General features: G+C 48.6%; 8 protein-coding genes. 5 read left to right on the top strand and 3 right to left on the bottom strand.

Features of this window, described 5'->3' with window-relative positions; all coding sequences use genetic code 11:
- Nucleotides 1–98 precede the first annotated feature (98 nt).
- Nucleotides 99–2,588 carry a PAS domain-containing sensor histidine kinase gene (locus tag Q369_RS28020; RefSeq protein ID WP_051664219.1) on the bottom strand — a complete coding sequence of 830 codons (2,490 nt, stop codon included), beginning with the start codon at nt 2,586–2,588 and terminating at the stop codon, nt 99–101.
- Nucleotides 2,589–2,788: 200 nt separating this feature from the next.
- Between Q369_RS28020 and Q369_RS0122170 the strand changes: the two genes are divergently transcribed.
- Nucleotides 2,789–3,553: a hypothetical protein gene (locus tag Q369_RS0122170; protein WP_031529922.1), complete on the top strand. Its 765-nt coding sequence runs from the start codon at nt 2,789–2,791 to the stop codon at nt 3,551–3,553.
- Nucleotides 3,554–3,658: 105 nt separating this feature from the next.
- Here the strand turns inward: Q369_RS0122170 and Q369_RS0122165 are convergent, their stop codons facing one another.
- Both Q369_RS0122165 and Q369_RS0122160 read right to left on the bottom strand, forming a co-directional pair.
- Complete coding sequence (locus tag Q369_RS0122165; RefSeq protein WP_031529921.1) at nt 3,659–4,138, bottom strand: YdeI/OmpD-associated family protein; 480 nt, start codon at nt 4,136–4,138, stop codon at nt 3,659–3,661.
- A 16-nt stretch (nt 4,139–4,154) separates the two neighbouring features.
- Nucleotides 4,155–4,796, bottom strand: a complete 642-nt coding sequence (locus tag Q369_RS0122160) for a 3-keto-disaccharide hydrolase (protein WP_031529920.1) — start codon at nt 4,794–4,796, stop codon at nt 4,155–4,157.
- Nucleotides 4,797–5,751: 955 nt separating this feature from the next.
- On the opposite strand from Q369_RS0122160, the gene Q369_RS0122150 reads away from it, so the two are divergent.
- From Q369_RS0122150 to Q369_RS0122135, 4 genes are all read left to right on the top strand, one after another.
- Complete coding sequence (locus Q369_RS0122150) at nt 5,752–6,105, top strand: hypothetical protein (RefSeq protein WP_031529918.1); 354 nt, start codon at nt 5,752–5,754, stop codon at nt 6,103–6,105.
- Nucleotides 6,106–6,117: 12 nt separating this feature from the next.
- Nucleotides 6,118–7,026 (top strand): helix-turn-helix domain-containing protein, encoded by a 909-nt coding sequence (locus tag Q369_RS0122145; protein WP_031529917.1) that lies wholly within the window; start codon nt 6,118–6,120, stop codon nt 7,024–7,026.
- 415 nt (nt 7,027–7,441) lie between these two features.
- On the top strand, nt 7,442–8,365 hold the full coding sequence (locus Q369_RS0122140) for an ABC transporter ATP-binding protein (RefSeq protein ID WP_031529916.1): 924 nt from the start codon (nt 7,442–7,444) through the stop codon (nt 8,363–8,365).
- Nucleotides 8,362–11,982 carry an ABC transporter permease/M1 family aminopeptidase gene (locus Q369_RS0122135; protein WP_035333766.1) on the top strand — a complete coding sequence of 1,207 codons (3,621 nt, stop codon included), beginning with the start codon at nt 8,362–8,364 and terminating at the stop codon, nt 11,980–11,982. Before Q369_RS0122140 ends, Q369_RS0122135 begins: the two co-directional genes overlap by 4 nt.
- Nucleotides 11,983–11,991 lie beyond the last annotated feature (9 nt).

Here is an 11,991-nt window from a genome sequence, read left to right as displayed (position 1 = left end):
TTTTCGTTCAAATTTTACTGTTTATCAAGATTTATCTTCTGTTTTCCAGGCCAGTCTGCTGTGTTTTCTGCCTCAATTATCAATGGATCCTATTTAGGCTAAACCGGGAAAAAGATCTGGAATGACGCGCCCTGGCCAGGCTGGCTTGCAGCCGTGATCGCCCCGCCGTGGTTGGCCACCACTTTCTCGCAGATAGCCAGACCAATGCCGGTTCCATTGAATTCGTGCTTGGAATGGAGCCGCTGGAATACCTGGAAAATGCGGTCGAGGTACTTTTCGTCAAACCCGATCCCGTTATCCGTCACTTCAATGCGGTGATACATTCTGGAATTCCGCACCGGCTTTACAGCGCTGGGCAGCTCACTCTGCGCAACCTGGGTACTGGTGACGCGGATCAGCGGAGCTGTGCCCGGCTTCCGGAACTTCAATGCATTGCTGATCAGGTTTTGAAACAATTGGCCCAACTGCAACGCATTCCCCTGAATACCAGGTAATGGGTCCATTTCAACCTGAGCGCCTGTTTCGATAACTACCAATTCCAGGTCCGATAATACTGTATTGACAACGGTATCCAATGACACAAAATGTGCCGTTTCGAGCTCTGTGGTAATACTTGAAAAGTCGAGCAGGTCCCGGATCAGCACCGACATGCGGCTTGCAGCGGACTGGATCCTGTCGAGGTAATGCCAGTCGTTACCGCTGGCCGTTGCATTCTGCGACTTCAGAAGGTCACTGAACTGGCGAATTTTGCGGAGAGGCTCCTGCAAATCGTGGCTGGCGACATAAGCAAATTGCTGCAGATTCTCATTGGTACGTAAAAGCAGCTGGTTGGCTTCTTCCAGTTCTTCATTGATGGCGAAGTACTCCTCATTTTGCGCGGCAAGCTCGGCGGTCCTCAGCTGCACAAGCTGTTCGAGCGCATCCTGCCGCTGGCGGGACGATGTGATATCCTGCGCGGTACCGAGCATTTTGTAAGGCTGGCCGTGCTCATCATAGATCACCTTACCCAGCGCATGCACAACGCGCTCCTGGTCTGATCCGAATGCAATCAGCCGGTACTCGGCATCATACACGCCCGAAGAACCAGATGCGAGTGCCCGGTTGACAGCATCCGCTACGGCAGCGCGATCATCGGGATGAATGGGGTTGTAAACTTCTCCGAGCACGATCTGGTCCTCGTCAAAACCAAACCATGATTTGATCGTGTCCGAGTAGCTGACCTTCCCTGTGGCTACATCGAGCTCCCAGGAACCCAGTTGGGCCAGTTCAATGGCGCCTCTCAGGCTTGCCTCTGCCTCCTGCAGCTGCTCCTGCGCCAGTACAAGATCTGTCACATCTGCCGCCGTATTCATGACCCCGTAAACATTCCGGTCAGAATCAAACAGGGGTGTAAAAGTATATTTGAAGTAAAACCGGCGCAGCTCTCCTTCAATCATCAGGTCTACCCGCTGATTGGAAGCGTTGAAAGTCTTACCTGTCCGGTAAACACCGTCGAGCTGCTCGTATATTCCCTTTCCAGCCAGTTCAGGCAGTACCTCGGCATAGCGTTTGCCCACAATGTCGGGCCCTTTTCCCCAAACATCTATAATCGACTGGTTAACCAGCTGAATGCGCATTTCGGGACCAACATACAGGCCGATCGGGAAAGGGGCGCTTTCTACCACGCTGCGGAGCCGGGCTTCACTTTCTTCCAGCTGCCGGCGCGCGGATACCTGCTGCGTTACATCCTGGCAAAGAATGATCACCCCGGTGATTTGTCCGTCGAGCTCTCTGTACGGCTGATATACCAGGTCAAGAAAGCCTTCTCTCCTGCCTTCTTCAAGAAGCACGTGATAGGGCTGCGCATACAGGTACAATGGTTCTCCGGTAAGCCGTACTTTGTTTATGAGGGCATAAAAAGGATCGCGGCCTTCGGGAACAATGTCAAAGAGCTTTTGCCCCTGCAACTGGCTGGCTTTCCTGTTGATGAGCGACGCGTAGGCTTCATTTACAATCTCAACCCGCATTTCAGGTCCGCTGAGCATGATAATCCCGACCGATGCTTCGCGCACGAGATTCTGAAAGCGCTGCTCCGAAAACCGGAGCCTGTTCGCTGTTTCGACTGCTCTGGTCGTTTGCAGGCAGGTGAAAAGCACGCCATTGATCGCGCCGCTGTCATCATGAACTGCACTTATGCTGTAAGTCCAGTGGCTGGAATCAGCCTGTTTATTGAGATCTAGCGGGAAGACCTCGTCTTCAAACCAGAGCGCCTCGCCGCCGCCCATTACCGTCGCTATTTGCGTTGCAATACGATTCCAGGAGCCGTTGAAACTTACCGGACCCGGCTTTCCGATTACTGGTAAACCTTCCTTACCGGCAAAACTGGCGTGAAAAGCGTCGTTGTAAAAAGTAATCAGGTCTTTCCCCCAAAATAACACCGTGGGGAAGCGGGAATTTAATGTCATTTGCACCAGTGTCCTCAGACTTACCGGCCAGCGGTCGGGTGTTCCCAATGCGGAAGCCGACCAGTTATAACTTCGAATAAACTCACCCATCCGGCCTCCGCCAGCCGATAGCGCGTTTGCATTAGTTTTCGATAATTCTTCCAAAAGAATACTTGATTAAGAGCGGCAAGATAAACAATGCGCCGAAGGTTTTCACAAACGCGCATCTGCAAGTATCATGCCAATTGCGCTGTTTAAACTGCTGCCAGGCGTTGCGTATCACTGCGCCGCAACAGCTCACACGCCCGGCATAGATATTGATGCAAATGCAGCATCAGCAAAGCTAAACGCAAACAAGAAACAAGATGTCAAAAACAGTAATCGGAATATTCGAATCAGAAAGTGATGCCAGAAATGCACAGGATAATTTGCTGGCAAACGGATTTACAGACGGAGAGGTTGATATTAAAACCGCTTCTTACAAAACTGCGCCGGATGAAACATCGGTTCCCGAGCCGGAAATAGACTGGCTCGATCGCCTCGGACACTTCTTCCAGGATCTCTTCAATGGCGACCGCCATGAAACCGAGCGGTACACAGAGGCCGGAAAGCGTGGAACTATTGTAACTGTACACGCATCAAGTGCTGAGCAGGCGGAGATCGCAGCTGCGATAATGGACGAGTTTGGTGCGCAGGACGTAAACGCAAGCCAGAATATCGGTAAGCAGTATGAAGATCCGATCGTGAACCCACCGAGCGTTTCAGAGCAACAGGATGCAGGAGTGTCTGCTGCTGACTGGGGAAGTGACAGCGAACGGCGCGAGGCAAGCGCGCGGGTACGAAGCCGCATTGTCGAGCGCAAAGTTGAAGAAAGTCTGCGCCTTCGCCAGCAGCAAAACAGCTATGGCACCATGCCCGTGAACCACATTGGTACTACCGAATTCACCGAGCCGGTTGAGAGCGGGATTAACACACAGCCAAACGCGCAGGTACCGGGAGCAGATCATGACAATACTTTGGAGAACCAGGAAATCCTGAACAAGACAGTTGAAGAGCGCGACGCGATGATCAACGATATTGTTGATAATGAAGGAAAGAAACCGGACGGTTTTTCGGAGAGACCTTCCTGAGGTGTCTCGTTACCTTGCGTAGTCAACAGTGGCCTGGCCGGTTCGTGAATCAACAACCCGCCAGGCTATTTCTTTATCTGAGCAGACAGATTAAGAGCGTGTATTTTATTGTGAGATACGTCCGTTTTTCAGCCGGTTAATCATCTTGATTGCGCGGTCTATACGAACTTGCATTGATTTGGCACCGGCAATGTAATAGATCATACCGCGCTGGTGACTCGGAAGCTGGTCGTAAAAGGCCTTCTTCCCTTCCGGGTCCATTTCAAGCAGCTCAGCAAGTTCCTCCGGGATATCCCGTCCAAACTCACTTTCGTCTTTCCATATTTTGGCAAAAAGCGGCTGCCCAAGTTGGAGCTTAGCCTCCTGTCTGATCGGTGTACCGATATTTATGTAAAAACCTCCCCCACCTTTGGGCCTGACAGCGCATTGAAATTCTATCTGCCCATTCAACAAACATCTTATACGCGCCGGCTTGCGCCCCTCGACGAACTGCAATGCAACTTCATCAGGTACGATCATATAAAATTCGCCTCCCTTTTTGGGGAGGCGATCAAGTACCGATTCGAAATGAACAAAGTCAGGCATAACCTGTGCGGATGATTTACTCTGTCAAAGGTTTTACCATGATATCCTTGTAGAAAACAATGCTCTTGGGATCATGCGCCTGCAAAGCAAAGGTGCCGGATTTGAGGAATTTGTTTTTCATATCACCCTGTCTTTTATCCACATCCGTCTCTTCATAATCAACAACCACCTTGTCGTTGATCTTGATAGTAATGTGCTTACCCTCCACTTTGATGTACTCTGTATACCATTCGTCGTCTTTTACGTAGGTTTCTTTCACATCGACAACGTTATATAAGCTTCCCGTGCGCTTGTAATCTGTGTGCGACTGGTTGACCTGCACTTCATACCCTTGTGAAGGCCAGCCGTCTTCCTGGTAAGCTGTATGAATGAAAATACCCGAGTTAGATCCTGGCTTTGTTTTCACGGTCGCTTTGAACTCGAAATTTTTGAACATGTGGTTTTTCACAGGCCCCTCGTAAAACAAATGCGCACGCGGCCCGGCAACCTGTATCGTACCGTCGACAATCGTGAAAGAGCTCGCATTGGCTCCTACTTTCCAGCCGGTCAGGTCTTTACCGTTAAAAAGCGAGATCCAGCCGTCCTGGGCGTGGGCGGCGAGGGTGGTGAACAGAAATAATGCAAATGTCAATCCAAGCAGATGTGTACCTTTTTTCATACTGGTTATTCTTGTCAAGTTGAATACGTGAGATAAATGATTTTGCAAAAAAGCACCAGGACCATAGGAAACTACTGATCCAAATTACTTGCGCAGTTAGGCAAGCGGACCGACCAGCTTATCCACCTTTCAGCAAATGCGGGCACAATTTTTTCTGACAGGCAAACTGAGAACTTACCCCATTGATAATTAATTAGTTACAAATAAAATAGTTACTAATTTAATGTAGAACTAATGCTAAGCGAGGGAGATATAAAACGCGAGATCGTCGAATTATTAAGGAAGCACCAAATACAGATATCGGCCTATGATGCTGATGCAGAAGAGAGAAAACAAAGGTTATCTTACCGTCATTTTAAACGACTTGAAGCCACAGCCGACCGGGCTAGCTACATAGACAAGGTCTTGCTAATCAGAAAACAACACCTGCAAATGGCACGGTACAAAGTACGGTTGCAGAAAAAACGAACTGAACTGCTCTTGAAGCAGGCAGTAGAACTGAAAGCATTGAAATTGCAATTGAAGAAAGCTCAACTTTATGGCTGATTTTGGAGGGGCTGCCGGTTTCTTTTTTTACCAGGTCACCAAAATATTTGGGTGACACATGCAAAGCTTCGGCGCAATAAGCTGCCGCAGGCAAGCCTTCGTTTTGAGGTTTATCGGATAAAAAATAAGCACTTAATAAAGTGAAACTTTCCAGGATTTCTTTCAGCTTAAACTGATCATTGATTCCACAGACGAGCCATTGCAATTGTAAAATACACCTGTTTGGCTACGAGAGTACGACTTTTGGCTAAACCTGGTTTGTAATAGCTAATGAACTTTGCAACAACAAAACATTAGTCAGAACTGGATCCAAAAAACAGTACCGTCCTGATCATGGCGACTTTTTTGGGTATGTCGGTATTTCGCCGTTCGGGTATCACTTTAAACAATTTAAAAGATACAAGCTGCTATGATCAAAAATGTCATTGCCCTCACGTTGCTGGTCGTTTCTGTGGTACTCAGTTTCAAGCATGGCTGGGATACGTTTAATTATAAAAACAATCCTCAGTCAACCAAAATAATGGCTGATTTGGGGATTAGCGAACCGGCTATACCGTGGCTTGGGGCATTGACTATTCTCACAGGTATCCTGCTGACGATACCTAAAACATTTTTCCTAGGTAATCTGCTTAGCGCGTTTTCCATACTTTTGATAATGGCATTCTCGCTCCACGCCGGCAACTATAAAACCGCACTCATGGAGATTCCCTTTTTGGCAATGCCCCTGATTATGATATGGTTGAAATATCCATTTAAGAGTTGACAATCTGGTATTATGGCAAACAAAAAACCTTACAGAATACAGTCTATTACAGAAATCCATCGTTTGATGGGTCTTGAAAAACCACATCACCCGCTAATTGGCCTTGTTGATTTAGCGGGGCTGAAAGATGATCCAGACATTGACGCAGTAGTATTTGACCTATATGTGGTGTCGATGAAGCGCGGATGTGATAAATTATGGTACGGGCAGCAGAAGTATGATTTCGACGAAGGGCTGATGGCCTTTATGGCACCAGGACAAATTCTGCGCGGCGAGGACAATGGTGTCCCCCACAACCTGGAGGGCTGGATGCTTTTCATTCATCCGGACTTCTTATGGAACAGCCCACTGGCAAAAAAAATTAGGCGATACGACTACTTTGGTTATTCGGCTAACGAAGCATTGTTCCTTTCCAGCCACGAAGAGGCGGTAATCAACGGAATCGTTGACAATATCAGAAATGAGTATCGCTCAAACATTGACAAGTTCAGTCAAGATGTAATTATCGCACAACTGGAATTATTGCTTACCTACGCACAAAGGTTCTATGAACGCCAGTTCATCACCAGGAAAATAACCAACACAAAAATCCTGGAACGTATGGAAACAGTATTGACCACGTATTTTAATGATGATGATTTATTGTCCAAAGGCTTACCTACCGTCAAATTTGTCGCCGACGAGCTTCACATTTCTGCCAAGTATCTTGGCAGCTTGTTAAAACAGCTGACCGGCCTTTCGACCCAGCAGCACATTCACGAGAAATTATTAGAAAAGGCCAAGGAAAAGTTATCGACAACCGAACTGTCTGTGAGCGAGATTGCTTACGGCTTAGGGTTTGAACACGCTCAGTCTTTTAACAAACTGTTTAAGGCTAAAACAAGCCAAAGTCCGCTGGAATTCCGGCAGGCATTTAGATGAGATTATTAGACCGGGCTCGCTGGTAAACATGATTATTACGGGATCTCATATCTGATACTAAATGCGATAGTCAAGAAGTATTTTCTGCGATGATCTATAAACCATATACGTCGCAACTTTTTACTAACCTAAACAGATCTTTTGTTCTGCAAATCTAGCGTCAACAAATACCACCCTACATTGCCGAATCTAGGGATTGAATTCCCCGAATACAACAGCCATCACCTGGCTGCGACGGCCCCAAAAACACCAGCGAAGGCCGGCATAGATCCGAATATTTACCAGAAAATTGGAAGGTAGGTGATCATCTTAAAAATGTTTTTAGAAGTCCCTTAGGAAAAGCAAGTTCAGTTCCTTTACTTTGAGACACAAAGTACTTTTCAGAATATCAATACAGCTGACAATCATTTTACAAATGGTACTGGAAGTCAACAATCTCTCTAAAACGTATCAAAACGGCGGACGAACCGGCCAGGTTCATGCTTTGTCGGATGTATCGCTCACCGTTCCCAACGGTATGTTTGGTCTGCTGGGGCCAAATGGCGCTGGCAAGTCTTCCTTTATGCGCATTTTGGCAACGCTGCAGGAGCCCGATACGGGCAGCGTGCGCTTGGGCGACATAGATGTGATCAATCACAAGGAGCGGGTGCGGCGGACGCTGGGCTACCTACCCCAGGAATTTGGCGTGTATCCCAAAGCGCGGGCAGAAGATTTACTGGATTATTTCGCCGTACTCAAAGGTTTCTCACAGCGAGCCTCGCGGAAAGAAGTGGTAGAGGCGTTGCTACGCAAAACAAATCTTTGGGAGGTACGCAGACAGAAGCTGGGCGGGTTTTCGGGTGGTATGCGCCAGCGATTTGGCGTAGCAGTGGCTTTGCTCGGCAATCCGAAGCTATTGATCGTAGACGAGCCTACCGCCGGCTTGGACCCCGCCGAGAGGGTCAGGTTTTTGAACTTGCTGAGTGAGCTTGGCGAAAGTAGTGTCGTAATCCTGTCCACGCACATTGTGGAAGACGTATCTGAGCTTTGCACCAATATGGCCATTATCAATAAAGGCAGGATTCTGCTTGAAGCGCAGCCGCTGCAGGCAGTGTCGGAGCTGAAAGGAAAAATCTGGCGAAAGCTGATTGAAAAGAATACATTACCGGCCCTGGAAAGAGAGTATCAGGTGATTTCGACAAGATTACTGAGCGGACGTACAATGGTGCACGTTCATAGCGATCAGCGTCCCGGCAGCAGCTTTGAACCCGTGGAGCCCAACCTCGAAGACGTTTACTTTTCGACAATGGCCAAAAATATTAATGGCAAATCCACGCCAGAACCAGATGCACGACCATGAAGTTTTTGGAAATCTTTCGCTTTGAGTTCGCCTATCAGGTACGCCGTCCCTGGCCTTGGATTTTCTCCTTGGTAATGCTTGTACTCTCTTTTCTGCTGACCAGGGACGGTGCTGTTTCAGAGGTGCTTTATGCGGAACATTTTCTTAATTCCCCTTTTTGGATTGCCCTGGTAACTGTATTTGGCACCTTAATATGGCTGTTACTTTCCGCATCAATAGCCGGGGATTCTGCCGCGCGGGATGCCAGTACTGGGATGTATCCGCTGATTTATACCACTTCTATTCATAAGGTCGACTACCTAGGAGGGCGATTTCTTGCTGCATTCATTTTAAATGCATGTATTCTACTGGCCGTGCAGGCGGGCATTCTGCTGGGCGTATACTTGCCCGGGGTCGATGCCGAACTGATCGGTCCGTTCCGGCCGGCTGCGTTTCTGACTGCTTATGCCTTCATTTCGCTTATTAATGCCTTTTTTGCGACCGCAATTCAGTTCTGTCTTGCATTAAGGAGCGGCCGGTCTATGGCTGGTTACCTGGGGAGTTTCTTTATCTTCTTCATGGGTTTCTTTGTAGCCTCATTGTTGTTTTTCAAGAAGAGCTTTGGGACGCTCATAGATCCGATCGGGATTCGTTTTCTTGTAGAAGACATCGCCCGTTTGTGGACGCCGATTGAAAAAAATACCCGTTTACTCGCCTTAAGTGGTCCGATAATGATAAACCGGCTGCTCTGGCTCTGCATTGGCGTGCTGGCTATCATAACTACGTACTTTGGCTTTCAGTTTTCACATCGAATTAGTGCCCCTCGTAGTCGCTGGTTCGGCAGGCGCTCAGCAAATGCCGACTCGTCAACTACTAACGATAGCCCAGTATCCGGCAAGTCATTATCTGTGGCAGAGCTGCCCTCCCCTTTTGGTTTAACTTTCCAGGCAAGACAAATTTGCTCGTTTGCTTGGACATCCTTCCGGTTCATCGCCACCAGCCGGGCCGGTCTGGTCATGCTGGTATGTATCCCAATGCTCTCCATTCTCATTATCACTGACCAGATAGGCGCAATGGGAACACCGATTATACCTACCACTTCCCGCGTTATCACAGAACTAACCGGCTCGATGTCCGATGAGTTAAACCGCTGGGTGATCATTCCATTCTTAATTATTTTCTTTGCCGGTGAACTGGTCTGGCGCGAGCGCGATGCTGGAATTAGCGAGCTAACGGACACGATGCCTGGCTCGGACTGGGCTCCTATTCTGGGCAAATTCCTGGGGCTGGTTTTGACACTTGCTTTGTTTATGGCTTCGTTGATTGTGGCTGGTGTCCTATCTCAGATTTTGTCGGATTACCATCATTTTGAAATTGGTTTATACATCAGAATTCTATTCGGTCTGCAATTGACCGAATACGTGATTTTTGCATTGCTGGCTTTGGTTGTGCATGTTGTGGTTAATCAAAAATACATGGGGCATCTGGTCGCGATCCTCTGTTTTATATTTATCACATTACTCGCCGGAATGCTCGGAATTGAGCATAAGCTGCTCATTTATGGAGCTGGTCCTGAATGGTCGTATACCGAAATGAGTGGATTTGGCGCTTCGATCGCGCCCTGGTCATGGTTTAAATTCTACTGGGCAGCCTGGGCGCTTTTTCTTGCAGCGGCCGCAAAGCTGCTTTGGGTTCGCGGCTTGGAGAAACAGTTTAAGGTCAGGATGAAGATAGCGCGCCTTCGTCTTAGCCAGCCTACATTTTGGGTGGGTAGTTTGGCAATCACAATGGTTATTGCAATCGGAGGATTTATCTTTTACAATACCAATATATTAAACAAATACATGACGCCTGCGGAGACCAAGCAGCTGCAAGCTGAATACGAGCAGCGCTACGGACAATATGCAGCCCATTCGCAACCTGAATTGATTGGAACCAGGCTGCACGTCGAACTTTATCCCGGCCAGCGGGCATTGGAGATCAACGGTTCGTATGCTATGGTCAATGATACGAGAAGATCCATCGATTCAATCCATGTATCGATCCCGTTAGGAAATGTTGAAATGCGCGCATTGCGCTTTGACCGGAAAGCGCGGCCAATCCAGGAAGATAACAAGCATGGTTACCGCATTTACGCCCTGGTTAAGCCGCTCGGGCCTGGCGATACATTAAACCTCAACTTTACCGTACGTGTAGAGCGCCGCGGCTTTGGCAACCGCGGCATTGATCCTTCGCTGACAGAAACCAGCAGCTATTTTACCAGTGACAAATTGCTTCCTTTTATCGGCTATCAGAGGCGGCGTGAGCTGATCACCTCTGGCGACCGGCGCAAATTTGGGCTGAAACCACGCCCGGTAATTGCATCACTTTATGCAGTGGAAGGACAAGAGCCCGGCTCGCGGGGTGGCGGTATTGATTTTGAAGCGGTAATCGGAACCGACAAAGGTCAGGTCGCCGTTGCGCCGGGAGCATTGCTGCGAAGCTGGACCAAAGGCGACAGAAGCTACTTTCACTATGCGGTAGATGCTCCTGTTGGAAGCGAGTGGGCTTTTTTCTCTGCCAATTTCGCTGTCCATGAAGCGCAATGGAACAATCCTGATTCTGAAAACGATGTAATGGTCCGCATTTACCATCACCCCGCGCACACCGGACACGTAAACCGCGTGTCGCGAAGCGTACAGGCTTCACTCAATTATTACACCAAAGAATTTGGTCCATATCCGTACGGCCACCTCACACTTGTCGAACATCCTGGGGCGCCAGGTATTGGCGCCCATGCCGACGCCAGTATTATTTCTTATGGGCAGGGCTTTGAATACTGGGTACCAAAAGATGAGCAAGGTAGCCTGGATTTTCCTTCTTATGTGATAGCCCACGAAGTGGCGCACCAATGGACACTTCCCTATGCTATCGTGGAAGGTTTAAGCTTCCTCAGTGAGGGACTTGCTACCTATTCGGGGATGCAGGCAGTGAAAGCATCCCGCGGCGAACATCAGCTCAAACGGCTTCTGCAACAGCTACGCGAACACCATCCGCACGCTCCGATACGTCGCGGCGAGCCACTGCTACGTGCGCTTGATCCATACCTTGGTTACCGCAGGGGACCTTTCGCGATGTATGCACTAAGTGAATACCTGGGATCTGGCAATGTAAATGGCGCACTTCGGAATTTGATTAAAAAACATGACGCACCCACCGCCCCCCTGGTTACTACCCTCGACCTTTATCGTGAGCTGAAAGCGGTCACGCCTGACACATTGAGGTATCTGCTGCACGATTTTTTTGAGGTCAACACCTATTGGGAATTCAAAGCTGAAAACGCTACTTCCCGAAAGACCAAATCCGGCGCATGGGAAGTTACACTCAGCGTGCAGGCAGCTAAGACCGTTTACGACAGCGCAGGTGTAGTAACTAAGCCGAAAATGAATGATTTCGTACAGATCAGTGTATTTGCCGACTCTCCAAAGGGCGATGATTTGAGTAAATCGCTTTACAAGCAAATGCACCGAATCCGTTCCGGGCACCAGACAATTACCATTATTGTCCCGGAAAAACCCGCACGCGCAGGCATTGACCCAAACCACTTGCTCGATTGGGAACAGGGCCCTGGTGACAACATCCGGGAAATTGCAAATTGAGAAGAGCCC

The organism is Dyadobacter crusticola DSM 16708 (assembly GCF_000701505.1).
Lineage (GTDB): Bacteria > Bacteroidota > Bacteroidia > Cytophagales > Spirosomataceae > Dyadobacter > Dyadobacter crusticola.
Note: the sequence above shows the minus strand (reverse complement) of the source record. Positions and strands in the feature narration are given on the sequence as shown.

Coding starts and splice junctions, on each gene's coding strand:
- Q369_RS0122170 (WP_031529922.1), top strand. CDS start 2,789: ATGTCAAAAACAGTAATCGGAATATTCGAATCAGAAAGTGATGCCAGA.
- Q369_RS0122165 (WP_031529921.1), bottom strand. CDS start 4,138: ATGCCTGACTTTGTTCATTTCGAATCGGTACTTGATCGCCTCCCCAAA.
- Q369_RS0122160 (WP_031529920.1), bottom strand. CDS start 4,796: ATGAAAAAAGGTACACATCTGCTTGGATTGACATTTGCATTATTTCTG.
- Q369_RS0122150 (WP_031529918.1), top strand. CDS start 5,752: ATGATCAAAAATGTCATTGCCCTCACGTTGCTGGTCGTTTCTGTGGTA.
- Q369_RS0122145 (WP_031529917.1), top strand. CDS start 6,118: ATGGCAAACAAAAAACCTTACAGAATACAGTCTATTACAGAAATCCAT.
- Q369_RS0122140 (WP_031529916.1), top strand. CDS start 7,442: ATGGTACTGGAAGTCAACAATCTCTCTAAAACGTATCAAAACGGCGGA.
- Q369_RS0122135 (WP_035333766.1), top strand. CDS start 8,362: ATGAAGTTTTTGGAAATCTTTCGCTTTGAGTTCGCCTATCAGGTACGC.